Annotated in this window: 25 protein-coding genes; 12 read left to right on the top strand and 13 right to left on the bottom strand. The window is 68.2% G+C overall.

Annotation, left to right across the window (positions count from 1 at the left end):
- Window positions 1-9: 9 nt before the first annotated feature.
- The 4 genes from ACM2ZB_RS18825 (at window position 10) to ACM2ZB_RS18810 (ending at window position 2,786) form a co-directional block, all read left to right on the top strand.
- Entirely contained in the window at window positions 10-642 is a 633-nt protein-coding gene (locus tag ACM2ZB_RS18825; protein ID WP_416056557.1) for a 2-hydroxychromene-2-carboxylate isomerase, read from the top strand.
- Window positions 643-734: 92 nt separating this feature from the next.
- The gene (locus ACM2ZB_RS18820) at window positions 735-1,676 is read left to right on the top strand and encodes a DegV family protein (RefSeq protein WP_313441599.1); all 942 of its coding nucleotides are present in this window, start codon (window positions 735-737) and stop codon (window positions 1,674-1,676) included.
- Between the two features lie 67 nt (window positions 1,677-1,743).
- On the top strand, window positions 1,744-2,082 hold the full coding sequence (locus ACM2ZB_RS18815; RefSeq protein ID WP_006469105.1) for a hypothetical protein: 339 nt from the start codon (window positions 1,744-1,746) through the stop codon (window positions 2,080-2,082).
- 140 nt (window positions 2,083-2,222) lie between these two features.
- Window positions 2,223-2,786, top strand: coding sequence for a DUF3916 domain-containing protein (locus tag ACM2ZB_RS18810; RefSeq protein ID WP_416056556.1), 564 nt, complete (start codon window positions 2,223-2,225; stop codon window positions 2,784-2,786).
- A 145-nt stretch (window positions 2,787-2,931) separates the two neighbouring features.
- Here ACM2ZB_RS18810 and ACM2ZB_RS18805 read toward each other — a convergent pair whose 3' ends face one another.
- The 4 genes from ACM2ZB_RS18805 to ACM2ZB_RS18790 form a co-directional block, all read right to left on the bottom strand.
- Window positions 2,932-4,344, bottom strand: a complete 1,413-nt coding sequence (locus tag ACM2ZB_RS18805; protein ID WP_416056555.1) for an efflux transporter outer membrane subunit — start codon at window positions 4,342-4,344, stop codon at window positions 2,932-2,934.
- Window positions 4,341-5,378, bottom strand: a complete 1,038-nt coding sequence (locus ACM2ZB_RS18800; protein ID WP_416056554.1) for an HlyD family secretion protein — start codon at window positions 5,376-5,378, stop codon at window positions 4,341-4,343. The genes ACM2ZB_RS18805 and ACM2ZB_RS18800 overlap by 4 nt, the downstream gene beginning before the upstream one ends.
- A 22-nt stretch (window positions 5,379-5,400) precedes the next feature.
- On the bottom strand, window positions 5,401-6,915 hold the full coding sequence (locus ACM2ZB_RS18795) for an MFS transporter (protein ID WP_416056553.1): 1,515 nt from the start codon (window positions 6,913-6,915) through the stop codon (window positions 5,401-5,403).
- 215 nt (window positions 6,916-7,130) lie between these two features.
- Complete coding sequence (locus ACM2ZB_RS18790) at window positions 7,131-8,039, bottom strand: LysR family transcriptional regulator (RefSeq protein WP_416056552.1); 909 nt, start codon at window positions 8,037-8,039, stop codon at window positions 7,131-7,133.
- Between the two features lie 140 nt (window positions 8,040-8,179).
- Here ACM2ZB_RS18790 and ACM2ZB_RS18785 point away from each other — a divergent pair, with 140 nt between their 5' ends.
- On the top strand, window positions 8,180-8,623 hold the full coding sequence (locus ACM2ZB_RS18785) for a universal stress protein (RefSeq protein WP_416056551.1): 444 nt from the start codon (window positions 8,180-8,182) through the stop codon (window positions 8,621-8,623).
- A gap of 44 nt (window positions 8,624-8,667) precedes the next feature.
- Here ACM2ZB_RS18785 and ACM2ZB_RS18780 read toward each other — a convergent pair whose 3' ends face one another.
- Window positions 8,668-10,113 (bottom strand): diguanylate cyclase, encoded by a 1,446-nt coding sequence (locus ACM2ZB_RS18780; RefSeq protein WP_416056550.1) that lies wholly within the window; start codon window positions 10,111-10,113, stop codon window positions 8,668-8,670.
- Between the two features lie 235 nt (window positions 10,114-10,348).
- On the opposite strand from ACM2ZB_RS18780, the gene ACM2ZB_RS18775 reads away from it, so the two are divergent.
- The gene (locus ACM2ZB_RS18775) at window positions 10,349-11,212 is read left to right on the top strand and encodes a PA4780 family RIO1-like protein kinase (RefSeq protein WP_313441607.1); all 864 of its coding nucleotides are present in this window, start codon (window positions 10,349-10,351) and stop codon (window positions 11,210-11,212) included.
- 128 nt (window positions 11,213-11,340) lie between these two features.
- Here the strand turns inward: ACM2ZB_RS18775 and fghA are convergent, their stop codons facing one another.
- The 5 genes from fghA to ACM2ZB_RS18750 all read right to left on the bottom strand — a co-directional run bounded on the left by fghA (window position 11,341) and on the right by ACM2ZB_RS18750 (window position 14,980).
- Window positions 11,341-12,171, bottom strand: a complete 831-nt coding sequence (gene fghA / locus ACM2ZB_RS18770; RefSeq protein ID WP_416056549.1) for an S-formylglutathione hydrolase — start codon at window positions 12,169-12,171, stop codon at window positions 11,341-11,343.
- Window positions 12,172-12,192: 21 nt separating this feature from the next.
- Window positions 12,193-12,537, bottom strand: coding sequence for a YqcC family protein (locus ACM2ZB_RS18765; protein ID WP_416056548.1), 345 nt, complete (start codon window positions 12,535-12,537; stop codon window positions 12,193-12,195).
- Between the two features lie 8 nt (window positions 12,538-12,545).
- Window positions 12,546-13,655, bottom strand: a complete 1,110-nt coding sequence (locus ACM2ZB_RS18760; protein ID WP_416056547.1) for an S-(hydroxymethyl)glutathione dehydrogenase/class III alcohol dehydrogenase — start codon at window positions 13,653-13,655, stop codon at window positions 12,546-12,548.
- Window positions 13,656-13,714: 59 nt separating this feature from the next.
- A complete protein-coding gene (locus ACM2ZB_RS18755) occupies window positions 13,715-13,990 on the bottom strand; it encodes a metal/formaldehyde-sensitive transcriptional repressor (RefSeq protein ID WP_079223297.1) in 276 nt (91 codons plus the stop codon).
- An 81-nt stretch (window positions 13,991-14,071) separates the two neighbouring features.
- On the bottom strand, window positions 14,072-14,980 hold the full coding sequence (locus tag ACM2ZB_RS18750) for a LysR family transcriptional regulator (protein WP_416056546.1): 909 nt from the start codon (window positions 14,978-14,980) through the stop codon (window positions 14,072-14,074).
- A gap of 128 nt (window positions 14,981-15,108) precedes the next feature.
- On the opposite strand from ACM2ZB_RS18750, the gene ACM2ZB_RS18745 reads away from it, so the two are divergent.
- Entirely contained in the window at window positions 15,109-16,212 is a 1,104-nt protein-coding gene (locus ACM2ZB_RS18745; RefSeq protein ID WP_416056545.1) for an alkene reductase, read from the top strand.
- A gap of 98 nt (window positions 16,213-16,310) precedes the next feature.
- Here ACM2ZB_RS18745 and ACM2ZB_RS18740 read toward each other — a convergent pair whose 3' ends face one another.
- On the bottom strand, window positions 16,311-16,988 hold the full coding sequence (locus ACM2ZB_RS18740; RefSeq protein WP_416056544.1) for an SMI1/KNR4 family protein: 678 nt from the start codon (window positions 16,986-16,988) through the stop codon (window positions 16,311-16,313).
- 116 nt (window positions 16,989-17,104) lie between these two features.
- On the opposite strand from ACM2ZB_RS18740, the gene ACM2ZB_RS18735 reads away from it, so the two are divergent.
- Entirely contained in the window at window positions 17,105-17,521 is a 417-nt protein-coding gene (locus ACM2ZB_RS18735) for a VOC family protein (protein WP_313441614.1), read from the top strand.
- 101 nt (window positions 17,522-17,622) lie between these two features.
- On the opposite strand, the gene ACM2ZB_RS18730 is transcribed toward ACM2ZB_RS18735, so the two are convergent.
- Window positions 17,623-18,507 (bottom strand): LysR family transcriptional regulator, encoded by an 885-nt coding sequence (locus tag ACM2ZB_RS18730; RefSeq protein WP_313441615.1) that lies wholly within the window; start codon window positions 18,505-18,507, stop codon window positions 17,623-17,625.
- A gap of 107 nt (window positions 18,508-18,614) precedes the next feature.
- On the opposite strand from ACM2ZB_RS18730, the gene ACM2ZB_RS18725 reads away from it, so the two are divergent.
- Both ACM2ZB_RS18725 and ACM2ZB_RS18720 read left to right on the top strand, forming a co-directional pair.
- Complete coding sequence (locus tag ACM2ZB_RS18725; protein WP_416056543.1) at window positions 18,615-19,667, top strand: NAD(P)-dependent alcohol dehydrogenase; 1,053 nt, start codon at window positions 18,615-18,617, stop codon at window positions 19,665-19,667.
- Window positions 19,668-19,856: 189 nt separating this feature from the next.
- Window positions 19,857-21,065 carry an NnrS family protein gene (locus tag ACM2ZB_RS18720; protein WP_416056542.1) on the top strand — a complete coding sequence of 403 codons (1,209 nt, stop codon included), beginning with the start codon at window positions 19,857-19,859 and terminating at the stop codon, window positions 21,063-21,065.
- 39 nt (window positions 21,066-21,104) lie between these two features.
- Here ACM2ZB_RS18720 and ACM2ZB_RS18715 read toward each other — a convergent pair whose 3' ends face one another.
- On the bottom strand, window positions 21,105-22,469 hold the full coding sequence (locus ACM2ZB_RS18715; protein ID WP_313441618.1) for a glutamate--cysteine ligase: 1,365 nt from the start codon (window positions 22,467-22,469) through the stop codon (window positions 21,105-21,107).
- Between the two features lie 152 nt (window positions 22,470-22,621).
- Here ACM2ZB_RS18715 and ACM2ZB_RS18710 point away from each other — a divergent pair, with 152 nt between their 5' ends.
- Window positions 22,622-23,326 (top strand): VIT family protein, encoded by a 705-nt coding sequence (locus ACM2ZB_RS18710; RefSeq protein WP_313441619.1) that lies wholly within the window; start codon window positions 22,622-22,624, stop codon window positions 23,324-23,326.
- Window positions 23,323-24,147, top strand: a complete 825-nt coding sequence (locus ACM2ZB_RS18705; RefSeq protein WP_416056541.1) for a helix-turn-helix transcriptional regulator — start codon at window positions 23,323-23,325, stop codon at window positions 24,145-24,147. Before ACM2ZB_RS18710 ends, ACM2ZB_RS18705 begins: the two co-directional genes overlap by 4 nt.
- Window positions 24,148-24,936: the final 789 nt, after the last annotated feature.

The raw sequence follows: 24,936 nt of genomic DNA, 5'->3' as shown, positions 1-24,936 counted from the left end.
GAAACGACCATGGCTGCCCTGCGCTGGTATTTCGACTTCGTTTCGCCCTATTCCTACCTGCACTGGCAGAAGGTCAAGCAGCTGCCGCAGTTCGCCGCCATCCAGCCGGTGCCGATCGCTTTCGGCGCGGTGCTGCACCACCTGGGCAACCTCGGCCCGGCCGAAATTCCAGCCAAGCGCCGTTTCATCTACCGGCAGCTGCTGTGGACCGCGCAGGCCGAAGGAACGCCGCTGCGCTTCCCGCCCGGCCACCCGTTCAACCCGCTGGCGGCGCTGCGGCTGTGCCTGGCCGCCGGTGCCGGCGCGCAGGCGGTGGACGTACTGTTCGACTGGATCTGGCGCGAGGGCAACGCCGGCGACACGGCCGAGGCGCTGCGCATCCCGGCCGTCCGCCTGGGCATCAACGACGTGCAGGCGGCCTGCGCCGAAGCGGCGGTGAAGGAACAGCTGCGCCGCAACACCGAGGCCGCCATCGACGCCGGCGTTTTCGGCGTGCCGACCCTGTCCATCGACGGCGAACTGTTCTGGGGCAACGATGCGCACCCGATGATGGCCGCCGTACTGGATGACCCTGGCCTGCTGCAGCGGCCGGACTGGCTGCAGGTGGTAACGCTTCCAGTGGCCGTGCAGCGCAATCGCTGAACAGGCAGTGGCGTAATTCCCTCGCGCGCCCCGGACAAAATTGCGATAGCTTTCACATTCCGAACCTACAACCGCCCTGGAGGGGGAGCCGGATGCGCATCGGAATCGTCGTCGATTCGGCCTGCGACCTGCCGCAGGAATTCATTGCCGAGCACAACATCGTGCTGCTGCCGATCACCGTGCGGATCGGTGAAGCGGTGCTGGCCGACCACCGCGACGAGCAGGCCACGCTCAGTTTCCTGCACGCGCATGTGGCCGAACATGGCGCCGAAGCCGAAACCATCCCCTTCAGCGTCAACCAGATCCGCGATCTGTTCCTGCAGCAGCTGGTGATCGACTACGACCACGTCTTCTGCATGACCATCACCAAGACGCGCAGCCCGATCCATGACAACGCGCTGCAGGCCAGCTTCGCCATCCTCAACGACTACAAGCCGGTACGCCAGGCGGCGGGCTACAACTCGCCGTTCGCGCTGCGCGTGCTGGATACCCAGAACCTGTTTGCCGCCCAGGCGGTGACTGCGGTGGAGGCGGTGCGCCTGCGCGACAGCGGTGCCAGCGTGCAGCAGATCCGCGAGCGGCTGGAGGAACTGGCCGGCAACGTGCACGGCTACATGGTCACCCGCGACCTTTACTACATGCGCGCCCGCGCCCGCCACAAGGGCGACCGCAGCGTGGGCCTGCTCAGCGCCGCGCTGGGCAGCGCGCTGGACATCAAGCCGGTGCTGCATGGCTACAAGGGCGAGACCGGGCCGGTGGCCAAGATCAAGGGCTTCGACAACGCGGTGCAGAAGCTGTTTGGCGTGGTCGGCCAGCGCGTGCGCAGCGGCCTGATGACGCCGTCGGTGTGCGTCAGCTACGGCGGCGAGCTGGAGGAGCTGCGCGCCCTGCCCGGCTATGCGCAGATGAAGGAGCTCTGCGCCAGCCACGGCGTGACCGTGTACGAGTCGGTGATGAGCCTGACCGGCATGGTCAATGTCGGCAAGGGCGCGGTGACCGTGGGTTTTGCCGATGGGCCGCATCGCTTCGAGTAAGCGTTCTGGCGTACACAAGCATTGCACTGCGGCTATGCCAGCCTTGCCGCACCTCAAGGAGAACACCATGCCTGCGCAGTACCACATCAGCCTGCCCGACCCGTCCAAGGCCCGCGGCAACGACCCCGATCTGTCCTTCCATTCGCAGGGCGCCGCCGGCTTCGCCGAGGAACTGCAGGATGCCCTGCGCAGCGGCACCCTGTTCGAGCGCTGGAAGGCCAAGCAGCCCGACCCGGACGCGGTGGAACCGCAGTGGGGCGTGACCGACCCCGATGCCACCGTGACCGGCGAGCAGAAGGACCTGCGCATCAACCTGGTGGCCACCACCCGCATCGACAGCGATGTGTTCAAGCAGCGCCTGCGTTTGCTGGCCGGCCACCACTGGGAACTGCGCGACGTGCGTTGAGGCACCCGCCCGCCGGGCATGGCCCGGCGCTACCGTGCCCGTGTCGTGATCGACCCGGTGCCGATGAACATGCTCGGGTAGACGCCAACCTTGGTTGGCGCTTTCCAACCCGCCGCGCATGTGGCTGGCACACTATGGGAATGAGAAACAGAGATGCAATCACCCGGCCGGGTACCCGCGGCGAGAAGAAGCTGCGCGATGCCCCACGCCGACTACGCGACCTGCAGCATTGGGCTGACTGCTTCAGTGGTGCGTTTCCCTCGCCAGAGGAGTTGGGCAGTCAAGCTCGCTACTGGAACTACAAGGTTCCGACCCGAGCTGGTCTGATCGAAGGCCCGGCCACCACCCTGAGAATTCAGCGTGCCTGCGCCCAATCGCTCATCAGCGCCTGCGCAAATCTGATCCAGTCGCGGCCCGCTTCACAGGCTAATGTGCGGGTAACCTGCTGCATCGCCCTGCCTGGGATGTTCTCCAGCGAGATTTGCCTTTACCTGGACGAAGCGCACTTCCAGGGACACGTCGCCTCGACAGAGGATGGCCAGGTCACCGCAATCACCTCGCGCAGTCTTTCCGCCGAATGGCAGCTCGTCCTACCCCAAGGCGTTGAGGAGCGAGGTGTGCAGGTCAGCATTCCTCCCACCGACCACGATGACGGTCTGGAACAGGAATACTGGTTCTACGGCGAGGTAGCGGACGGGCGCTGATACGTCCACCGGGTCCACAGCACGTGGCCCGGCGCACGACGAGCTCTGGTAGACGCCAACCTCGGTTGGCGCTCCAAAAAAGGCCGCCATCCAAGGTTGGCAACTACCGACGAACCGCCGGGCATGGCCCGGCGTTTCCATTTCCCTACCAGCCGCCGCCCAGCGCGCGGTACAGCTCCACCCGTGCGATCGCGGCCGTGGCCTGGCTGTTGGCCAGCGCGGCCTGGTTGTCCAGCGCGATGCGCTGGGTGGTCAGCACGTCCAGCATGTCGACCACGCCGGCCTGGTACTGCCGGCGCGCCGCACCCAGCGCGGTCTCGCTTTCGTCCACCGCCACGTGCAGCTGCACGGTGCGCTGCTGCTCTGCGGCGTAACCATCGATGGCGTCGTCCACTTCGTGCCAGGCCTGCAGTACCGTGCGCCGGAACTGCAGCGACGACTGTTGCTGCTGCAGCCTGCTCAACGCGAGGTTGGCCTTCAACCGCCCCCCCTGGAAGATCGGCAGGCTGATCGACGGCCCGATGCTGAAGCGGTGTGCGTTCCAGCCATCCAGATCATCCAGCTGCTTGGCCTGGAAGCCGGCGTCGCCATTCAAGATGATGCGTGGCAGGAAACTGGCCTTGGCCACGCCGATGCCGGCCGTTGCGGCATGCAACGCCGCTTCGGCACGACGGATGTCCGGGCGGCGCTCGGCCAGTTCGCTGGGCAGCCCCACCGCCACCGCCGGCAGTGCGGGCCAGTCACGGCGTGCATCCTGCAGCTGCGCATCCAGTGCCTGCGGAGGCTGCGCCAGCAGGAACGCCAGTGCATTGCGCAGCTGCGATTCACGATGCCGCAGCGGCGCGATGCGTGCCTGCAGCGATGCTACCTGCGCTGACGCGCTGGACACCTGCAGCGTGCTGGCAACGCCTTGGCGTTGGCGCGCTTCGGTCAGGCGCTTGATGTCGAGGGCGATGCTGAGGTTATCCTCGGTGATCGCCAGCAACTGCCGCGTTGCACGCAGCTGCAGGTAATCACGCGCGGTTTCCGCCAGCAGCGCGATGCGCACTGCATGTGCATCCTCCTCGGCCATCTGCACGCGCGCATCGGCGGCTTCCACCTGGCGGCGCACGCGGCCCCACAGGTCCAGCTCCCAGCTCAGGCCGATGCCGGCCTGGAACAGCCCGTAGTCATCACGACCGCCGTTGCCGGACGGGTCGTTCAGGCCCACCTCGCTGTTGCGTGCACGCACGCCGCTGGCGCTGGCGGCCACCGATGGCAACCGGTCCGCCGCGCTGATGCCGCGCGCGGCACGGCTCTGCTGCACGCGGTTGGCGGCCAGCTGCAGGTCCAGGTTGGCCTGCAGCACCTGCTGCGCAAGCTCGCCCAGCAACGGGTCATTGAACCCGGCCCACCAGGCGGCGTCATCGTCGATGGAGATCGCAGCCACCGCCTCGCCCTGCCACTGCGCCGGCAACGCGGTTTGCGGCCGCACGAAATCCGGGCCCATCGTGCAGGCTGCCATGGCCAGGCACAGCGCCGCACTGGCCAGTGTCTTCAATACGCGGGGTGCGCTCATGCGCCCTCCCCGCCCTGCAGGTCCACCCGCGCTTCCACCGACATGCCCGCGCGCAACTGGTTCAACAGCGGCTGCCCCGGTTCCAGCACGATCTTCACCGGGATACGCTGCACCACCTTGGTGAAGTTGCCGGTGGCATTTTCCGGGGCGACGGCGGCGAAGGTCACGCCGGTGGCGGGGGCGATGCTGTCGACGTGCCCCCGCAGCGACGTGCCGGGGAATACATCCACGGTCAGCTCGACCGGCTGCCCGGCGTGCATGCGGGTCATCTGCGTTTCCTGGAAGTTGGCCACCACGAACGCCTGCTGCAGCGGCACCACGGCGGCCACCGCGGTGCCCGGGGTCAGGTAGGCCCCCACGCGCACCGCACGGCGCCCGACCACGCCATCGATGGGCGCACGCAGCGCGGTGTGTGACAGATCCAGCTCCGCGCGCGCCTGCGCCGCTTCGGCGCGTTGCACCGCCGCCTGTGCGGCCTGCACACCTGCCGCCAGAATGCCGGTGCGCTGGCGCGCGGTACTCAGGGCAGCCTGGCCCTGCTGCAGGTGGGCGCTGGCCACCGCCTGCTTCGACTGCGCCTGCTGCGCGTTCTGCACGGTGCCGGCACCGTCGCGGGCCAGATCGCGGTAGCGCTGCTGGTCGGCGCTGGCCAGGGTGAGTTCCGAACGGCTGACATCGACGCTGGCCCGGGCCTGTTCGATCAGCGAGTCCTGCTGTGCCAGCGCCGCCTGCGCATTGGCCAGCTGCGCACGGGCGTTGGCCAGATCGGCGCGGGCGGCCTGCAGCGCGACCTGGTAGTCGCGGTCGTCGATGCGGGCCAGCACGTCGCCGGCCTTCACCCGCTGGTTGTCCTGCACATCGACGCTGCTGACGAAGCCGGCGACTTTCGGCGCGACCACGGTGAAGTCGGCATTGACGTAGGCGTTGTCGGTGCGCTGGTAGCGGCCATCGCGCAGCAGCAGCCAGCCGCCGATGGCCAGCGCCAGCACGCCCAGGGCGAGGCCGGTGTTGAGGGTGGTCTTGTTGACGGTCATGGGGGATTCCTTGCGAAGGGGGTCAGGCCACGGCACGTGGCGGATGGACGCGCGTGGCCCAGGGCAGCAGCGGCAGGCAGGCCAGCGCGATCAGCGCCACCAGCCAGTACAGGTCGGCCGAGACCAGGGCCTGTACCTGCGCGTGCAGGCGCGCCGGCAAGTCGGCGCTGGCCGGCAACCACGGCTGGTTGCCCAAGTGGTCGACCAGTGCGGTGGAATGGAAATGCCGGCGCGACTGCCCGATGGCGTCCAGCACGCCCCCGGCGAACACGGCGGAAAAGCCTTTCACGGTGTTGAACCAGGCCGAAGCAAACGGGCCGTCCTGTGGCGCCAGGCCCGTGGTGGCCAGCAGCAGCAAAGGCAGCACCGCCATCGGCTGCGCCAGCACCTGCAGCAGCTGCACCCACAGGAAGTTGTCGCGGTTCCACTGCACATCCAGATGTGCGCCGAGGAAGCAGGCCACGGCCAGCAGCAGCAGGCCGGCACCCTGCACCCAGCGGCAATCGACCGCGCGCTGGTTCATCAGGGTGGCCACCAGTGGCAACGCGATGATCTGCGGCAGCGCCACCCACAGCAGCATCGGCGCGGTCTGCAGCGGGCGATAGCCCTGCACGCTGGCCAGGTAGCCGGAGGGAATGGAGATGACCGCCAGCAGCGCGAACAGCACGCCCACGCAGGTCACCAGCGAATAGCCGAGATTGCGGTTTGCCAGCAGCTGCAGCTTGAAGAACGGCAGCGGGTGGAACCACTCGTTGATGAAGAACAGCACCAGCAGGCCACCGCCACCGCCCAGCAGCACGGTCACCAGCGATGAATCGAACCAGTTCAGGCGCGGGCCCTGGGTCAGGCCCAGCACCAGCATCACCAGTGCGGGAAGGCCCAGCGCCAGGCCTACCGCGTTGAACTGGGCGAAGCGCTCCAGGCGCAGCGGATCCTGCGGCAGGCCCCAGCCCACCATCGCCATGCCGGCCACGCAGAACGGCACGATCTGCCAGAACGCGAACTGCCAGCCGGCGTGCTCGACCCAGAGCGCGGCCAGCGGCGTACCCATGCTCGGCCCGAACGTGGCGGTGAGCGCGTAACCGGCCAGGCCGTACAGCTTGATGCCCGGCGGCAGGAAGCGCAGCGCCACGCTCATCAGCAGCGGCGGCAAGGCGCCGCCGGCCAGGCCCTGCAGCGCGCGCAGCAGCAGGAAGCTGGGCAGGTCCGGTGCCAGCGGGCACAGCACGCCCAGCAGCATGAAGGCGGCGATCATCACCAGGGCGAAGCGGCGCAGCGAGAAGGTCACCGCGCACCACGGTGCGAATGCCATCGCACTGACCGACATCGCGCTGTAGACCCCGGTGATCCAGCTGCCTTCGTCCACGCTGAAACCCATCGCGCCGCGGATGTCGGCCAGCGCGACCTTGGTGACGTTCTCGTTGAAGCCCGATACCAGCACCACCAGCAGCACGCCGCACAGCCCAACCACAATGCGGCGGTCGAAGGCGGGGGCGGCCGGGGCGGCGGCGGGGCTGGGCAAGGCGACCGCGCTCATCGGCGGCGGCCGATCCGTGCAGCGCACGGCAGGTGAAGCGACATGGCGTGCGCTCCGTGAATGTGGGGAGCGCAGTCTAGGCAGGCCCACTGCTGCGGCAAATGGCGCGAGTGCGATGCCAGTCGTGCGTCAGACGCACGGGTGTAGCCGCGATGCTGACAGGTGCCGACCGCTGGCCGGCACGCCCTTCGACGCAGCCCAGCGTGGGCTCGGCTCTACAGGGCGTCGGCGTCGCACATGGCCTTGATCGCCCGGCGCAGCCAGCGATGTGCGGGATCGTTGTCCATGCGCGGGTGCCAGGCCTGCACCAGGGCCACCGTGCGTACCGATACCGGCAGCGGGAACATGCGCAGCGGCAGGCCCATGTAGGTGATGCGATCGAGCATCACGCTGGGCATCTGCGGCAGCACCAGGTCCGATGCGGCCGCGGCGAAGATCGCGCCATGAAACGTGGGGATCACCATCGCCACCCGCCGGGTCAGGCCCAGCTGCGCCAGCTCATCATCGATTGGACCGTGGGCGATGCCCCGCCGCGAGACGGAAATATGGTCGCAGGCGGCGAACCGCTCGGCCGTGATATCGCCATCGAACAGCGGATGACCTTCACGCGCCGCGCCCAGCAGCGCGGTAGTGAACAGGTTCTGCACCTTGGTTTCCGGCGTGTGCTTGCCCGCCGTGCTGATGAACAGATCGATCCGGCCCTGCACCATCGCGTCATCATCGGTATCGCCTTCGGGCATGAAGCGCAGCGTGCAGCGCGGCGCCTGCTGGCGGAACACCTCGCGCAGGCGGCCGCCGTAGCTGCCGATGAATACATCGTTGGCGCGGATGCTGAAGGTGTGCTCCAGCGTCTGCATGTCCACTTCGCGGCCATCATGGAAGACCCGGTGCGCCTGCTCGATGACATCGCGCACCTGTTCGCGCAGTTCCAGCGCGCGTGGTGTCGGCGCCAGGCCCCGTCCGGCCCGCACCAGCACCGGATCGCCCAGCGCCTCGCGGATCCGCCCCAGGGTCCGGCTCATCGCCGGCGCGCTCAGGTTCATGCGCCGGGCGGCACCGGCCACGCTGCCCTCATCCAGCAGCACATCCAGGGCCAGCAGCAGGTTCAGATCGGGCAAAGCCATGGCAGTCTCCAGCAGATGACATGACTGTACGACACGCGTGGCGGAAATCGATTGCATCCAGCGCACTGATTGCCTGCGCCGCACGGCATGGGTGCAGGCGGCGGCATGGGCGACCATCGCCGCCTGCCAAGGAGATACCCATGTTCACTACCCTGCTGGTCGCCCTTGATGGCGGCCCCCAGCACGACGCCCTGCTGGACCTGGTCACCCACGTAGCCGGGCCGCGCAGCCGCGTGCACCTGTTGTGCGTGATCGACCCCGGGTTTGCCCTGCCCCCCGATGCCAGCGCGGCCGACCGCCGCGAGTATCCCGCTGCCGTGGGCCAGCGCAGCCAGGCCGAGGCAGCGCTGGCCGAGGCCATGGCCGATCTGCGCGAGCGCGGCGTGGACGCGGTGACGCTGTTGCCGGCCGGCGACCCTGGCGAGGTGATCAGCGCGCAGGCGCGTGAACTGGGTGCGGATCTGATCGTGATCGGTCACCGCCACCTGTCGCGGCTGCAGCGGCTGCTCGACAGCTCGGTGGCGCAGTGGACCCTGGACCACGCGCCGTGCCCGGTGCTGGTGGAAACCCGCGGCGAGCGGTGAGGCATCTGCCGGGCGTGACCGGCGCTACCGGTTCCGCCGGCGCCTCAACAATCGATCCGGCCTTCTTCGCCGCTTTCATCATCCAGCACCCGCGCATGCAGGGTGACCTGGTTGCGGCCGGCGCGCTTGGCCGCGTACAGGCCGGCATCGGCGTCGGCCAGCAGCTGGTCGGCGCTGGCCGTGGCCGGCGGGTGCAGGTAGGCCACGCCGATGCTGATGCTGACCGGGCCTTCGGGCAGGGTCAGGGCTTCCACCGCCAGGCGCAGCCGTTCGGCCAGCGCCAGCACGCCTGACAGCGCGCTGCCCGGCACGATTACCGCGAACTCCTCGCCGCCATAGCGCGCCACGCTGTCGGCGGCACGGCCCGCAGTGGCCTGCAGCACGGCGGCGACCGCGCGCAGGCAGCGGTCGCCGGCGGGGTGCCCATGCTGGTCGTTGAAGGCCTTGAAGTGGTCGATGTCCACCAGCAGCAGGGCCAGTTCGGTGCCGCTGCGGCGTGCGCGGTTCCATTCGGCGGCCAGCACGGTGTCGAACTGGCGGCGGTTGGCGACGCCGGTCAGGCCATCCTGGCGCGCCAGCTGGTCCAGCCCCGCCTGGCGCTCCAGCAGATCCATCTGCAGCAGGGTGCTGCGCAGGCTGAAACCCAGCGTGGCGACCACGAATCCGCCCACCGCCAGTGGCCGTGCGTGGTCCACCACCAGGGTGCCGACCACCAGCAGCAGCAACGGCAGGATGATCGGTCCACCGGCCTGGACCAGCCGCGACAGGCGCGGGTGCAGCACCCTGCCCGGGGCCGGCGCCTGGTGCAGCGCCAGGATCGCCAGCAGCAGGAACGGCAGGTCGATCAGCAGATCGTTGTAGGCACCAAAGGACTGCTCGGCGGTGTAGTGGTTGATGTAGAACGCCACCAGCAGATAGCCCAGCGCATACAGCGCCAGCGCACGAAAGAAGGTACGCCGCTCGGGCACATCACCGGCCAGCCAGCGCACCACGGCGAACACGGCAATGCACAGGTTCTGGATGTCGAACATGTGCTGCATGTTGGCCATCGCCCGGCTGTCGATGTCGATGCGGTCGGCGAAGGACTGGGTGTGCACGAAGAACAGCACGCCCAGCAGGGCCGCCATCACCCCGTCGATCAGGCTGATGGTCCAGCGCTCGCGGCGGGCACGGGCAAGGATGAACACCAGCGGCACACCGTACAGCACGTACAGCAGCAGGCTGGCGCTGGGCGTGATGTTGGCCCGGCCGGCGGTCAGCGCGTCGATCATGTTGAAGCCCATGCCACCGGCCCACAGCAGCAGCGCCAGGGCAGTGGCCCGCCAGCCCAGTGCTGCGCGGTCCCGTTTGGCCCGCCACAGGCAGGCGGCGGCGGCCAGCAACGGCGCGGCGGTGAGGAACACGAACGACCCGCCCCCGGCCGCTCCCGGCCAGAACGCCACGACCAGGCCGTGGCAGAGCACGTACAGCAGCGCCAGCACTACCGGCATGCACTCCCCCCATCCGCAAGGCCGTATGCGCGCACCATACCGCAGCGCGCGCCCCCTGCGGCGTGATCCGCTTTGGAAAAGGCGGATCCGCCACGGGGGCAGCTGTCTCGTGGCACGGCTGCCCGGCGACGCACCCGGGCCAGCCCGGAAGCCGCTGGGCAGCCGCGACCTGTAAAATGCGGATCTCCCTCCCCATCCTGGCGAGCGCCTCCGCGCTGGCCGCCCCCGAGATTCCGTGAAAACCCCCGAAGGACTGCGCGCGCTGATCGACGACGGCGTGATCGATGAAGTGCTACGCCCGCTCAAGAGCGGCAAGGAAGCGGCCGTGTACGTGGTACGCAGCGGCAACGAGGTGCGCTGCGCCAAGGTCTACAAGGACATGGCCCAGCGCAGCTTCCAGCAACGCGTGCAGTACCAGGAAGGCCGCAAGGTGCGCGGCAGCCGCGAGGCACGTGCGGTGGGCAAGGCCAGCAAGTACGGCCGCAAGCAGCAGGAAACGGCCTGGAAAAACACCGAGGTGGACGCGCTGTACCTGTTGCGCGATGCCGGCGTGCGCGTGCCCGAGCCATACGGTTACTTCCACGGCGTGCTGGTGATGGAACTGGTCACCGATGCCGACGGCTTCTCCGCCGCCCGCCTGGGCGAGGTGGCGCTGGAGCCCGAGCAGGCCCGCCAGTTCCACCAGACCCTGGTCCGCCAGGTGGTGCGCATGCTGTGCTGCGGCCTGATCCATGGCGATCTCTCGCCGTACAACGTGCTGGTCGGTCCCGATGGCCCGGTGGTGATCGATTTCCCGCAGGTGGTCAGTGCAGGCGGCAACAACGCCGCGCGCAGCATGCTGCTGCGGGATGTCAACAACCTCACCGCCTACCTGGGTCGCTTCGCCCCCGAACTGCTGGACAGCTGGTATGGCGAGGAAATGTGGGCGCTGTTCGAGGCTGGCAACCTGCTGCCGGACAGCGAGCTGACCGGCACCTTCGTGCACGATGAATCCACCATCGACCTGGACAGCGTGCGCCACGCGATCAACGATGCGCGCGAAGAAGCCCTGATCCGCCAGCAGGGCCGCGAAGCGGCGGAAGAAGACGACGACAGGTAGCGCCACGCCATGCGTGGCGGCTGGCCGTCTGCTTCCGTAGAGCCGAGCCCACGCTCGGCTGCTCTGCTGCCCAGCCGAGCTGGCTACAGAAACGCAGTCGAGCATGGCTCGACTCTACAACGGCCGAGTCAGGCCTTCAGCGCGCGGGCGTGGTGGGCGATGTGCTCACCAATGAAGCTGGCGATGAAGTAATAGCTGTGGTCATAGCCCGGCTGCAGGCGCAGGGTCAGCGGGTGGCCGGCGGCATCGCAGGCCTGCTGCAGGCGTTCGGGCTGCAGCTGGGTCTGCAGGAATTCATCCGCATCGCCCTGGTCGACCAGCAGCGGCAGGCGCTCGCTGGCATTGGCGACCAGCGCCGTGGCATCCCACTGCGCCCAGTCCGCCGGGGTGTCGCCCAGGTAGGCGGTGAAGGCCTTCTGGCCCCAGGGCACCTGGCTGGGGGCGACGATCGGCGAGAACGCCGACACGCTGCGGTAACGACCCGGGTTGCGCAGGGCCAGCACCAGCGCGCCATGGCCGCCCATCGAATGGCCGCTGATGGCGCGCGCGTCGGTCACCGGGAAGTTCGCCTCGATCAGCGCCGGCAGTTCCTGCACCACGTAGTCGTGCATGCGGTAGTGCTTCGCCCACGGCTGTTCGGTGGCGTTGAGGTAGAAGCCAGCGCCCTTGCCCAGGTCGTAGCCTTCGGCATCGGCCACGTCATCGCCACGCGGGCTGGTATCCGGGGCGACCAGGATCACGCCGTGTTCGGCGGCATAACGCTGCGCACCGGCCTTGGTGATCACGTTCTGTTCGGTGCAGGTCAGGCCGCTCAGCCAGTACAGCACCGGAAGCTTCTGCGTGGCCGCCTGCGGCGGCAGGTACACGGCGAACTGCATGTCGCAGCCCAGCGTGGCCGAGTGGTGGCGGTAGACGTCCTGCCAGCCGCCGAAGCAGGCGCGGTGTTCGATGCGTTCCATGGGGTTCTCCTGCGCGGCGCGTCAGCGCACGCCTGTGTTGATCGTTGCGTCCAAACGGGAAAGCAGCTGCAGCAGTGGCTCGACGCCGGGCTGGCCCTCCAGGTTGCTCCAGGCCGCCACCGCCACATCGCTGCGCGGTGGCCACTGGCCATCGGCACGGGCTTCGTACAGGCGCGGCAGGAAGACCTGCGCCAGCCAGTGCTCGAACGGCATCTCATCGATACCGAACGGCGAATCCACCGCACGCGGTGCACCGACCTCGCCCTCGACCCAGCCCAGCGCGCGCAGCGCCTGCTCGATCGGGGCGACCAGGGCCGCGCGCGGGTCTTCCGCACGCGGTCGGCGCAGGGCATCCAGCCAGCGCATGCCGTGGCTCAGTAATGCACGACCGAACGGATCGACTTGCCTTCATGCATCAGGTCGAAGGCTTCGTTGATCTTGTCCAGGTCCATGGTGTGGGTGACGAACGGCGCCAGTTCGATATCGCCCTTCATCGCGTCTTCGACCATGCCCGGCAGCTGGCTGCGGCCCTTCACGCCGCCGAAGGCGGTGCCCATCCACTTGCGGCCGGTGACCAGCTGGAACGGACGGGTGGAGATTTCCTGGCCGGCACCGGCCACACCGATCACCACGCTCTGGCCCCAGCCACGGTGCGCGCATTCCAGCGCCGCACGCATCACGCTGGTGTTGCCGATGCACTCGAAGCTGTGGTCCACGCCCCAGGTGGTCATTTCAACGATGACCTGCTGGATCGGCTTGTCGAAGTCCTTCGGGTTGATGCAGTCGGTGGCACCGAATTCGCGGGCCAGGTCGAACTTGGACGGGTTGGTGTCCACCGCGATGATGCGGCCGGCCTTCGCCTGGCGCGCACCCTGGATGACCGCCAGGCCGATGCCGCCCAGGCCGAACACGGCCACGCTGTCGCCTTCCTGCACCTTGGCGGTGTTGTGCACCGCGCCGATACCGGTGGTGACGCCGCAGCCGAGCAGGCACACGTGTTCCGGGTTCGCATCCGGGTTGATCTTGGCCAGCGACACTTCGGCCACCACGGTGTACTCGCTGAAGGTCGAGCAGCCCATGTAGTGGTAGATCGGTTCGCCGTTGTAGCTGAAGCGGCTGGTGCCGTCGGGCATCACGCCCTTGCCCTGGGTGGCACGCACGGACACGCACAGGTTGGTCTTGCCGCTCTTGCAGAACAGGCACTCGCCGCACTCGGCGGTGTACAGCGGAATCACGTGGTCGCCCGGCTTGACGCTGGTCACGCCCTCGCCCACTTCCACCACGATGCCGGCGCCTTCATGGCCCAGCACCACCGGGAACAGGCCTTCCGGATCATCGCCGGACAGGGTGAAGGCATCGGTGTGGCAGACACCTGTGTGGGTGATCTTGACCAGCACTTCGCCAGCCTTCGGCGGGGCGACGTCGATTTCGACGATCTGCAGCGGCTGGCCGGGACCAAAGGCGACGGCGGCACGGGATTTCATGGCGGACTCTCCAAAAGAAAGGCAGTAACAGGATGGGCAGCGCTATGTTGCGCCGTTGTTTATTTCAGGTACGAGCGGATCAGCCCGCTCATCTCGCGCACGCGTTCGGCGCGTTGTTCATCGGAGGTGGCCGGTTGGCCGAATTCCTCGCGCAGGTGGGCCTCCATCACCTCGGACATCAGCCCGTTGACCGCGCCACGGATGGCCGCGATCTGCTGCAGCACCGGCCCGCAGTCGGCGCCGGCTTCCAGCGCACGGTCCAGGGCATCGCACTGGCCGCGGATGCGACGCACGCGGGCCAGGACCTTCTTCTTTTCTTCGGGAGAGTGCGGCATGGCGCGCCACCTGCGGAACTATACTGGGGGATAGTATACACAGGCCGCGTTCGGACTCAATCCGGAGGGTGCCCGAGGGCGTTAGTCGAACGCGCCCGCCGCAGCCAGCCGGGTCAGTTCATCCACCACGAAGCGTACTTTCGGCCGCAGGTGGCGGGTGGGCGGCCACAGCGCGTGGATATCGATGTGGCGCTGCATGCAGTGGTCCAGCACCGACTGCAGCGCGCCGGACTGCAGGTGCCGGCGCACCAGCGAAACCGGCATCTGGCAGATGCCCAACCCTGCAATGGCGCCGTCGATCACCGCGTCGCCATCGTTGAGCTGGTGGGTGGCCGTGGGAATGAAGGTGCCGCCTTCGCCATCAGGACCAATGCGCCAGGCCATCGGCTGCCCGTGGCGGTAGCCGACGATGCTGCGGTGCTGGCGCAGGTCGTCCACGCTGTGCGGCACGCCGTGCGCCTGCAGGTAGGACGGCGCGGCGCAGGTCACCAGGCGCTGGCTGCCCAGCTTGCGCGCCACCAGGTGCTCGGCCTGCTGCAGGCCGCCGAAACGGATCAGCAGGTCGATGCCTTCCTCGATCGGGTCGACGAAGTGGTCGGTGAAGGTCACCGTCAGCTGCAGGTCCGGGTACTGCTGGCACAGCTTCAGCAGCACCGGCATCACCACCAGGCGGCCGAAGGATGAAGGCATATCGATGCGCAGGCGCCCGCTGGGCAGGTGCGCGGCCGAGCCCAGGCAGGCCTCGGCGGCGGAGATTTCATCCAGCGCGGCCGCGCACGAGGCGTAGTAGGCCTCGCCGTCGGTGGTGAGGGAAATGCGCCGGGTGGTGCGGTGGAACAGGCGCACCCCCAGCCGCGCCTCCAGCCGGGCGATGGCCTTGCCCACCGCCGATCGCGAGATGCCCAGCGCTTCGGCCGCCTCGGTGAAGGTGCCGGCGCGCGCCGTGGTGACGAAGGTCACCAGGCCATTCAAGGATTCCACGGGCAGCATCGGCAGCCTCTATTGGGGACACCATATCCCGCCAAGGGGGAAATCGAAGCTCTTTATGTGCCTCGATGTCAACTCCATCCTGTGTGCATGGCGCCGCGGGCGCCCTCCCCCACACCGAGATGACCGACATGACCGACCTGCTGTTCCGCCCCTTCGACCTGGCAGGAACCCCGCTGCACAACCGCATCGCCATGGCGCCGATGACCCGCGCCCGCAACCCCGGTGCCGTGGCCAACGAACTGACCGCGCAGTATTACCGGCAGCGCGCCAGTGCCGGCCTGATCATCAGTGAAGGCACGCCGGTCTCGCCGCAGGGCCAGGGCTACATCGACGTGCCGGGCATCTGGTCGGCCGAACAGGTGGCCGGCTGGAAGCAGGTGACTGACGCGGTGCATGCCGAGCAGGGCGCGATCTTCGCCCAGCTGTGGCACGTCGGCCGCATGTCGCACAGCTCGCTGCAGCCCGACGGTGGCCAGCCGGTCAGTGCCAGCACGCGCGCCGTGGCCAGCGATCCCAGGTACTTCGCGTTCGTGTACCTGGACGACGGCAGCCGTGGCCGCGTCGACCCGACCCCGCCGCGCGCCCTGCGTACCGACGAGGTGCCGGGCATCGTCAACGACTTCGTGCGTGGCGCGGAAAATGCCATCGCCGCCGGCTTCGATGGCATCGAACTGCACGCCGCCAACGGCTACCTGTTCGAGCAGTTCCTCAACCCGGCCACCAATGACCGGCAGGATCTCTACGGCGGCTCGCTGCGCAACCGCGCACGGCTGATCCTGGACACCGTAGACGCGCTGGTTGCCAGCATCGGCGCGCACCGCGTCGGCGTGCGCCTGGCGCCGAACAGCCAGGTCTTCGACATGCCGGCCTACGCAGAAAACGAAGCCAGCTATCTGTACCTGGCCGAAGAACTTGGCAAGCGCGGGCTGGCCTATGCGCATCTGAATGACAACTACCTGCACGGTGAGCGCGCCATCGGCGAAGACTTCCTGAAGGCCTTCAAGCAGGCCTACGGCGGCACCGTGCTGCTGGCCGGCGGCATGACCCGTGAGTACGCCCTGCGCCTGGTCGACGAAGGCACCATCGACATCGCCGCCTTCGGCCAGCCGTTCATCGCCAACCCGGATCTGGTCGAGCGCCTGCAGCAGGACATCGCGCTGGCCGCGCCGGATCGCGACACCTACTACGGTGGCGGTCGCGAGGGGTATCTGGATTACCCGGTCGCCAGCTGACCAGGCAGGGGGGCGGATCCCTTTTCAACGGAAAGGGCTCTGACCCGGCTCGGCGAAGAGGGTCAGAGCCGCGCTGCGCGCGGATCTGACCCCTGCCTTCAGGCGCCTTCGCGCACGTAGGCGAACGACTCATCCAGCCGCGGGAAGCCGATCACCTGCTTCACCAGTGCCTGTGCTTCCTCGTTGCTGATCTTCCCTGCCGCGATGTCATCGGTGCGCGCAAACAGTGCTTCCAGCACCGCCGCCTGGTCATCCCGCAGCCACCCGCGGTGCGTGCCCAGCCAGGCCTGCAGGTTCGCGGCCAGATCACCTTCGACCAGCGTCGTGTACTCCGCTTCCAGTTCCGCCACCGCCTCGACCATCTTGCGGAACACGAAGTCCTGCAGGTTGGCGGCCAGCACATCGGCACGGTCATCGTCGTGCCAGACCAGCAACACCGGCGCTTCGGCGAACCCCGGCGCGTTGGTCCAGAAACAATAGGTATCGCCGGCGCCACTGCGCGCGAATGGCAGCAGCTGCAGGTCTTCGCGCAGCGGGTTGTAGTGGTCCTCGGCGGTCAGGTCTTCCCAGGCTTCACGCAGTTCGCCCTGCTCGATCGGCTCGAACTCGTTGCCGTGCAGCAGCAGCGGCGGCTGCGCCAGCAGGGTGGGGAACACCTCGCGGAACCACAGGTTGCCCAGCGCGCCCCAGTCGCTGCGGCCTTCGGCGGCCATCTGATGGAACAGCCGCGGGAACGACTGGCCGGTGGCCTGTTCGATATCGGAAAGCGTGCTCATGGGGGGGCCCTGTCGAAAGCGGCCGTCTACCTTGCCTGAATCCAGCCGACAGATGAACCGGCAGCGCCCTGCGGCAGGTCTAGACTGCCCGCAACCGGCTGCCGCAGACCCGTGCCATGGACTCCCCTGCCCGCACCTTCATCGTCAACATCGATGTGCCCGACCTGGCCGCTGCCGAGGCGTTCTACGTTGCGGCTTTCGGCCTGCACGTCGGCCGCCGGTTGGGTGATGGCGCGGTCGAACTGCTGGGCGGCCCGACCGCGCTGTATCTGCTGCAGAACGACGACGGCAGCGTGGCGGCCGACGACGGCGATGTGCGCGACTACGAGCGGCACTGGACGCCCCTGCACCTGGACTGGGTGGTGGAAGACATCAACGTCGCCCTGTCACGCGCGGTAGCGGCCGGTGCGGTGATCGAACGGCCGGTGAGCGAGCGGCGCTGGGGGCGGCTGGCGGTGCTGGCCGATCCGTTCGGGCATGGGTTCTGCCTGATCCAGTTCGTCGGCCTGGGGTATGACGCGCTGGTGGAATGATCGGCGCCTGCCATCCACGCATGGCGTGGATCTACCGCATCACCGCAGGGCATGGATGCGGGTACGCCAGTAGATCCACGCCATGCGTGGATGCCTTCGCATCACTCCCGCAACATGTCCACGAATGCGCGCAATGCCGAGGCCATCTGCCGCTGCTTCGGGTAATACAGCACGAAGCCGGGAAACGGTTCGCTCCAGTCCTGCAGCACCGCCACCATCGTCCCCGCCTCGATGTGCGGGCGCGCAGCATCTTCCAGCACATAGGCCAGGCCGAAACCATCGAGTACGGCGCGGATGATGGTGGTCTGCTCGCTCAACGTCAGCCGCCCACGCACGTCGATTTCCAGCGACTGCCCGTCGCGGTCGAACTGCCACTTGTACAGGTGCCCGCTGGCGAAGCGGAAGCGGATGCATTCGTGCTGCAGCAGATCGCGCGGGTGCTGCGGCGCCGGGTGCTGGCGCAGGTACTCCGGCGAGGCCACGATCATGCCGTGCAGCGACCGCCCCAACGGCACCGCCACCATGTCCTCGGGCACGAACTCGTGCAGGCGCACGCCGGCATCGAATCCCTCGGCCACGATATCGACCAGCCCATCGTTCTCGGTCAGCTCCAGGCGCACATCGGGGTGCGCACGCAGGAAGCGGGTCAGCCGCGGCCCCAGCTGGTTCGGCACCGCCGAGCGCGCCGCGTTGATGCGCAGCAGCCCGGTCGGGCTGTCCCTGAACTGGTTCATTTCCTCCAAGGCGTCGTGCACCTGGCCCAGCGCCGGCTGCAGCCGGTCCAGCAGGCGCTGCCCGGCCTCGGTCAGGGCCACGCTGCGGGTGGTGCGGTGGAACAGGCCCACGCCCAGCCGCTCTTCCAGCGCGCGGATCGCATAGCTCACCGCCGAGGTCGACAGGGTCAGCTCGCCGCCCGCCTTGCGGAAGCTGCGATGGCGGGCCACCGCGGCGAAGGCGGCCAGGTGCGAGAGATTGTCAGTGGCCATGATTGTGCAGTCTGCCTTGATGAATCATGCCGATATCCGCGCTTTGTAGGCCGGTACGAGGGGCGTATTGTAAAGCGCCTTTCGACAAACCCCGCCAAGGATTCCCCATGTCCCTCGCCCATGGTTATGCGGTACGTACCAACACCGCCCCGCTCGAGCCCTTCACCTTCGAACGTCGCGCCGTTGGCGCCAACGACATCCGCATCGAAGTGCTGTACAGCGGCATCTGCCATTCCGACCTGCACCAGGCCCGCGATGATTGGGGCGGCGCCGAGTACCCGATGGTGCCGGGCCACGAGATCATCGGCCGCGTGGTCGAAGTTGGCCCGTCCGTCACCACCCTGAAGGTCGGCGATTTCGCCGGCGTCGGCTGCATGGTCGATTCCTGCCGCCATTGCGATGCCTGCGGCCACGACCTGGAGCAGTACTGCGAAAAGGGCCCGACCTATACCTACAACAGCCACGACCGCACCACCGGCGAGCTGACCATGGGCGGCTACTCCGACCACATCGTGGTCGAGCAGCGCTTCGTGGTGAAGGTCTCTGAAACGCTGGACCTGAAGGCCGCCGCGCCGCTGCTGTGCGCCGGCATCACCACCTACTCGCCGCTGCGCCACTGGAAGGTCGGTCCGGGCCAGAAGGTGGGCGTGATCGGTCTGGGTGGCCTGGGCCACATGGGCGTGAAGTTCGCCAAGGCGATGGGCGCCACCGTGGTGATGATCACCACCACCCCGGAAAAGGGTGCCGACGCCAAGCGCCTGGGCGCCGACGACGTGCTGGTCTCGCGCGACCCGGAGCAGATGAAGGCCCACGCCAACAGCTTCGACTTCCTGCTCAACACGGTGCCGGTCAGCCATGACACCAACCCGTACATGAGCCTGCTCAAGCGCGATGCCACCATGTGCCTGGTCGGCGTCATCACCGAACTGGACCCGCCGCTGATGGGCTCCAGCGTGATCTTCGGCCGCAAGCACGTGACCGGCTCGGCGATCGGCGGCATGGCCGAAACCCAGGAAATGATGGACTTCTGTGCCAAGCACAACATCGTCAGCGACGTTGAAGTGATCAACATCAAGGACGTCAACGAAGCCTGGGAACGCATGGCCAAGAACGATGTGCGCTACCGCTTCGTGATCGACATGGCCACCATCAAGGCCTGATCGCTGCGGTGATGGAATGAAGAAACCCCGGCATTGCCGGGGTTTTTTCTGATCTGCGCCTGCCGGGCATGGCCCGGCGCTACCGGCCCCAGGGCGGGTAGCGCCGGCCGCTGGCCGGTGAACGTCATGGCCGCCTTGTGCCTGACGAAGGTCAAGGAACCGCCCCCGCGGCCGGCGCAGACTCGGCCCATGGCCACTCCGTCCCTGCCCCCGCCCCTGCTGCGTGCACCGCACCGCCTGCTGTTCTTCATCGGCGCCGCCAACCTGCTGCTGGCCATGCTGTGGTGGGCCGTGTGGCTGGGCGCGCTGCGTGGCCTGTGGACGCCCACGGCGCCGGCCCTGCCCGCCGCCTGGCTGCATGCGCTGCTGATGCAGTACCTGGTGCTGCCCAGCTTCATCTTCGGCTTCCTGCTGACCGTGTTCCCACGCTGGATGGGCCAGCCCGACCTGCCCCGCCGGCGCTACCTGCCGGTCGGCGCCGGCCTGTTCGGCGGCCAGACGCTGTTGATCGCTGCGGCCTGTGGCTGGGCGCCCGCGTTGTGGCCGGGGCTGCTGCTCGCCCTTGCCGGCTGGACCGCAGGGCTGGTCGTGCTCGGCGGCGTACTGAAGGCCGCCGGGGCCAACCGCAACTGGCATGCACGCGCGTGCTACGCCGCCCTGCTGCTGGGCGGGGCCGGGCTGCTGCTGTTCATCGCCATCGCCTGCGGCCATGCCGCGCTGCTGCCGCTGCACGTGGCGCTGGGCACCTTCGGTCTGCTGCTGCCCATCTACCTGACCGTGGCCCACCGGATGATCCCGTTCTTTGCCAACAACGTGGTGGCCGGCTACGTGCCGTGGCGGCCACTGCGCTGGCTGGCGGCCATGTGGGCCCTGATGCTGGCGCGCGTGGTGCTGGCCGCACTGTCGCTGGACGGGTGGCTGTGGCTGGTCGATGCACCGCTGCTGGTGCTGTCATTGCAGGCGCTGTGGCACTGGTGGCCGCGCGGCCCGATGCCCGGCCTGCTCGCCGCCTTGTTCCTTGCACTGGCCTGGCTGCCGATCAGCTTCGCGCTGTATCTGCTGCAGGACATCAGCGTTGTGGCCACCGGCCAGCTGCTGCTGGGGCGCGCACCGCTGCACGCGCTGTCCATCGGCCTGTTCGGCAGCCTGCTGGTGGCGATGGTCACGCGGGTCACCCAGGGGCATTCGGGGCGGCCGCTGGTGATGCCGGCGGTGGCCTGGTTCGCCTTCGTCGCCTTGCAGGCCGCGGCGATCATGCGCGTGGTGGCCGAACTCGGCAGCGATCCCTACGCATGGCATTTCGCCGCCGCGCTGGGCTGGCTGCTGGCACTGGCACCGTGGGTGGCACGCCTGGGCTGGATCTACCTGAGCCCGCGGCGCGACGGCAAGCCGGGCTGAGCGGCCCGCCGGGCATCGCCCAGCGCTACCGCACGTTGATCAGTATGCGAATTCGCGGAACACCGGATCCACATCGCCGTGCCAGCGGCCATGGAACAGTGCCAGCTTGCGCTCGGCCGGGGTCAGGCCGGATTCGACGATTTCCTGCAGCACGTCCAGGAACTTGCTCTCGTCCTGGCCGTCGGCATTGCGCGCGGCGCGGCGCTTGAGGCCTTCCACCGAAATCTTCACCGCTTCGCGGGCCAGGTCGCGCACGCTGCCGTTGCGGAACGGCAGGCCCATGGCGTACTTCGGCACGCCATCGCGCAGCGCATGGCGCTCGGCCAGGCTGAAATCACGCACCAGGTCCCAGGCGGCATCCAGCGCGGTGTCGTCATACAGCAGGCCCACCCAGAACGCCGGCAGCGCGCACAGGCGGCTCCACGGGCCACCATCGGCACCGCGCATTTCCAGGTACTTCTTCAGGCGCACTTCCGGGAAGGCGGTGGTCATGTGATCGGACCAGTCGCGCAGGGTCGGCAGCGCACCCGGCAGCACCGGCAGCTTGCCCTGCATGAAATCGCGGAAGCTCTGCCCGCTGGCATCGTGGTAGATGCCATCGCGGTAGGAGAAATACATCGGCACATCGAGCAGGTAATCGACATAGCGCTCGTAACCGAAGCCATCCTCGAACACGAAGTCGAGCATGCCGGTGCGGTCGGCGTCGGTGTCGGTCCAGATATGCGAGCGGTAGCTCAGGTAGCCGTTCGGCTTGCCTTCGGTGAACGGCGAATCGGCGAACAGCGCGGTGGCGATCGGCTGCAGCGCCAGCGACACGCGGAACTTCTTCACCATGTCCGCTTCGGTGGCGTAATCCAGGTTCACCTGCACGGTCGACGTGCGGGTCATCATGTCCAGGCCCAGCGAACCGACCTTGGGCATGTACGAACGCATGATCTTGTAGCGGCCCTTGGGCATCCACGGCATTTCATCGCGCGTCCACTTGGGCTGGAAGCCCATGCCGAGGAAGCCCAGCTGCAGTTCGCCGGCCACCTGGGCCACTTCATTCAAGTGGGTGCCGGTTTCCACGCAGGTCTGGTGGATGGTTTCCAGCGCCGCGCCGGACAGTTCCAGCTGCCCGGCCGGCTCCAGCGTCACCGAGGCGTTGTCACGCAGCAGGGCGATGGTGTTGCCGTTTTCCTGCACCGGCTCCCAGCCGAAGCGGGTCAGGCCGTTGAGCAGGGCTTCGATGCCGCGCTCGCCTTCGAAGGTCGGCGGGCGCAGGTCGTCCAGGCGGAACCCGAACTTCTCGTGCTCGGTACCGATGCGCCACTGCGCACGGGGCTTCTCGCCGGAGGCAAGCACCTCGACCAGCTCCGAGCGGTCGGTAATGGGCGTATCGGCGACGTGGCTGGGGCTCGACAAGGGGAGGACTCGCTGGACAGTGGCAGGGGATGTGGGGCTGGGGGCCCTGCATCGCAAGGGCGCACTATAGCGTGGCGGCCCTTCGCATCATGCGACGGTGACGGGTTTCAGCATCCTACCGACGACCTCTTGACCCCCGTACACTCAGGGCCATGAGCCGCCATTCACGACACCCGGAGCTGCACCGCGCCGACCGCGTGGGCTGGCTGCGCGCGGCCGTGCTGGGTGCCAACGATGGCATCGTCTCGGTCGCCGGCCTGGTGGTGGGCGTGGCCGCCAGCGGCGCCCCGGCCAGCACGGTGCTGGCCACCGGCGTGGCCGGCACCGTCGCCGGCGCGATGTCGATGGCCGCCGGCGAATATGTCTCCGTACAGACCCAGGCCGACACCGAAGCGGCCGACCTGGCCGTGGAGATGCGCGAGCTGGACGAGGACCCGCACAGCGAACTGGACGAGCTGACGGCGATCTACCGCCATCGCGGCCTGCAGCCCGCGTTGGCCCGGCAGGTGGCCGAACAGCTCACCGCACACGACGCGCTGGGCGCGCATGCACGCGACGAACTCGGCATCACCGATACCCTGCGCGCCCGCCCGCTGCAGGCCGCATTGGCGTCGGCCGGTGCCTTCACCGGCGGCGCCGCGCTGCCGGTGCTGACCGCCCTGTTCTCGCCCACCGACAAGGTGGCGGTGTTGACCACTGCCAGCACCCTGCTCGGCCTGTGCCTGACCGGCGCGATGGCCGCCCGCGCCGGCGGTGCACCGCCCGTTCGCGGCGCGGTGCGGGTGATGTTCTGGGGCGCACTGGCGATGGCCGCCGCGGCCGGCATTGGCAGACTGCTGGGAGCCCACCTGTCATGACCGCGATGCTGCCACCGGCCATCGCCCTGCTGGCCGAGATGTCCAGCCTGGCCGGCTGCGACCGCGCCGAAGGTTATGCCTGCATCACCGCGCGCCGCGAACACGGCGCCAGTTCGGTGGAAATTCCACAGCCGCAGTTCGCGATCCTGCTGGAAGGCCGCAAGCAGGTACGCACCGCGCACCAGTCACTGGATTTCGTGCCCGGCGACATCCTGCTGATCACCCAGCGCTGCCGCATCGATGTGGTCAACACGCCCGACCCAGGGACCGGCCGCTACCTCAGTGCCATCGTGCCGCTGTGTGCCGAAGTTCTGGCGGCGGCCCGCACGCTGTGGAACGAGCCGCCACCGGCGGCGGGCACGAGCGTGGCGCGCATTGCGCTGGCCGACCACGGCACGCTGCTGCGGCAGTGGCGGCAATCACTGCAGGATGGTCACTACAGCCAGGCACGGCTGGCACTGGCTGCGCTGGTACTGACCCTGTGCCGGCAAGGCCACGGCAACCTGCTGCTGCCGCAGGCACCGAGCCTGGGCGAGCAGATCCGCGACCGCATTGCAGCCGAACCTGCGCGCGACTGGCAATCGCGGGATGTGGAGGAACAGTTCGCGCTGAGCGGGGCGACACTGCGGCGTCGGCTGGCGGCCGAGCGCACCAGCCTGCGGCAGTTGTTGACCGAGGCGCGGCTGGCCCACGGGATGACGTTGCTGTACACGACGGATCTGCCGCTGAAGACGGTGGCCGCGCGGGCTGGGTATCGGTCGGCGGCGAGTTTCAGCAAGCGGTTTGCGGAGCAGTACGGGCTGGCGCCGACAGACATCTAGGGTGGGGTTCGGCAGGGCTTGCAGCCCTGCACCTGCCGAATCAACGGCAACGGCCAAAGCCAGAGCGGCATTCCGTGGGATGGCGGGGCGGTGTGGGTGGGCAGGACACGCCGTAAACCCCCCTCCGGGGTCCGGCCCAGCCGCTGGCGGCTGTGCGTTCGGACGCTTGCGAAGCAGTGCTTCGCAAGCAAAGCGCCCTCACCCCTGGGGGCTCGTAGGCGCCATCCATGGCGCCTGCGGTCCTGCCCACCCACACCGCCCCACCTTCGACAGTTGGCCGGCGGCCAGTAGATCCACGCCATGCGTGGATGAATCTCAATCGGAATCGAATATTTCGAATTGAAATCGAAATGCATCCACGCATGGCGTGGATCTACCGTGTCGACCAAGGTCGACACCCACCAAGGCAGAACGCCGTTCCGACAGATCGCAGCAAACTGTCGAAGGCGGGGTGGGTCCGGTTGAGGGGGTGTGAGCGGCATGGGCCCGAGGCATGCCTCGGGCGGGTTGGGCAGGATGCCCAACCCCGGTCTTGCCGTGTGCGCAGGACAGCGCACACGAGCAAGCTGCGACCAAGCCCCCATGGGTGAGGGCGCTTGGCTTGCGAAGCACTGCTTCGCAAGCGCCCGAACGCACAGCCGCCAGCGGCTGGGCCGGACCCCGGAGGGGGGTTTACGGCGTCCCCCTCAACCGGACCCACCCCGCCATCCCTCAGGAAACCAGCTTCTGCTGTTGCTTCGGCTCTGGCTTGCAGCAGGTGCAGGGCTGCAAGCCCTGCCGAACAACCCC

It is taken from the genome of Stenotrophomonas maltophilia, from assembly GCF_047782825.1.
Taxonomy (GTDB): Bacteria; Pseudomonadota; Gammaproteobacteria; order Xanthomonadales; family Xanthomonadaceae; genus Stenotrophomonas.
Note: the sequence above shows the minus strand (reverse complement) of the source record. Positions and strands in the feature narration are given on the sequence as shown.

What these genes read in the sequence shown, in the direction of transcription:
- ACM2ZB_RS18825 (WP_416056557.1), top strand. Translation starts at nt 10, where the DNA reads ATGGCTGCCCTGCGCTGGTATTTCGACTTCGTTTCGCCCTATTCCTAC.
- ACM2ZB_RS18820 (WP_313441599.1), top strand. Translation starts at nt 735, where the DNA reads ATGCGCATCGGAATCGTCGTCGATTCGGCCTGCGACCTGCCGCAGGAA.
- ACM2ZB_RS18815 (WP_006469105.1), top strand. Translation starts at nt 1,744, where the DNA reads ATGCCTGCGCAGTACCACATCAGCCTGCCCGACCCGTCCAAGGCCCGC.
- ACM2ZB_RS18810 (WP_416056556.1), top strand. Translation starts at nt 2,223, where the DNA reads ATGAGAAACAGAGATGCAATCACCCGGCCGGGTACCCGCGGCGAGAAG.
- ACM2ZB_RS18805 (WP_416056555.1), bottom strand. Translation starts at nt 4,344, where the DNA reads ATGAGCGCACCCCGCGTATTGAAGACACTGGCCAGTGCGGCGCTGTGC.
- ACM2ZB_RS18800 (WP_416056554.1), bottom strand. Translation starts at nt 5,378, where the DNA reads ATGACCGTCAACAAGACCACCCTCAACACCGGCCTCGCCCTGGGCGTG.
- ACM2ZB_RS18795 (WP_416056553.1), bottom strand. Translation starts at nt 6,915, where the DNA reads ATGAGCGCGGTCGCCTTGCCCAGCCCCGCCGCCGCCCCGGCCGCCCCC.
- ACM2ZB_RS18790 (WP_416056552.1), bottom strand. Translation starts at nt 8,039, where the DNA reads ATGGCTTTGCCCGATCTGAACCTGCTGCTGGCCCTGGATGTGCTGCTG.
- ACM2ZB_RS18785 (WP_416056551.1), top strand. Translation starts at nt 8,180, where the DNA reads ATGTTCACTACCCTGCTGGTCGCCCTTGATGGCGGCCCCCAGCACGAC.
- ACM2ZB_RS18780 (WP_416056550.1), bottom strand. Translation starts at nt 10,113, where the DNA reads ATGCCGGTAGTGCTGGCGCTGCTGTACGTGCTCTGCCACGGCCTGGTC.
- fghA (WP_416056549.1), bottom strand. Translation starts at nt 12,171, where the DNA reads ATGGAACGCATCGAACACCGCGCCTGCTTCGGCGGCTGGCAGGACGTC.
- ACM2ZB_RS18765 (WP_416056548.1), bottom strand. Translation starts at nt 12,537, where the DNA reads ATGCGCTGGCTGGATGCCCTGCGCCGACCGCGTGCGGAAGACCCGCGC.
- ACM2ZB_RS18760 (WP_416056547.1), bottom strand. Translation starts at nt 13,655, where the DNA reads ATGAAATCCCGTGCCGCCGTCGCCTTTGGTCCCGGCCAGCCGCTGCAG.
- ACM2ZB_RS18755 (WP_079223297.1), bottom strand. Translation starts at nt 13,990, where the DNA reads ATGCCGCACTCTCCCGAAGAAAAGAAGAAGGTCCTGGCCCGCGTGCGT.
- ACM2ZB_RS18750 (WP_416056546.1), bottom strand. Translation starts at nt 14,980, where the DNA reads ATGCTGCCCGTGGAATCCTTGAATGGCCTGGTGACCTTCGTCACCACG.
- ACM2ZB_RS18745 (WP_416056545.1), top strand. Translation starts at nt 15,109, where the DNA reads ATGACCGACCTGCTGTTCCGCCCCTTCGACCTGGCAGGAACCCCGCTG.
- ACM2ZB_RS18740 (WP_416056544.1), bottom strand. Translation starts at nt 16,988, where the DNA reads ATGAGCACGCTTTCCGATATCGAACAGGCCACCGGCCAGTCGTTCCCG.
- ACM2ZB_RS18735 (WP_313441614.1), top strand. Translation starts at nt 17,105, where the DNA reads ATGGACTCCCCTGCCCGCACCTTCATCGTCAACATCGATGTGCCCGAC.
- ACM2ZB_RS18730 (WP_313441615.1), bottom strand. Translation starts at nt 18,507, where the DNA reads ATGGCCACTGACAATCTCTCGCACCTGGCCGCCTTCGCCGCGGTGGCC.
- ACM2ZB_RS18725 (WP_416056543.1), top strand. Translation starts at nt 18,615, where the DNA reads ATGTCCCTCGCCCATGGTTATGCGGTACGTACCAACACCGCCCCGCTC.
- ACM2ZB_RS18720 (WP_416056542.1), top strand. Translation starts at nt 19,857, where the DNA reads ATGGCCACTCCGTCCCTGCCCCCGCCCCTGCTGCGTGCACCGCACCGC.
- ACM2ZB_RS18710 (WP_313441619.1), top strand. Translation starts at nt 22,622, where the DNA reads ATGAGCCGCCATTCACGACACCCGGAGCTGCACCGCGCCGACCGCGTG.
- ACM2ZB_RS18705 (WP_416056541.1), top strand. Translation starts at nt 23,323, where the DNA reads ATGACCGCGATGCTGCCACCGGCCATCGCCCTGCTGGCCGAGATGTCC.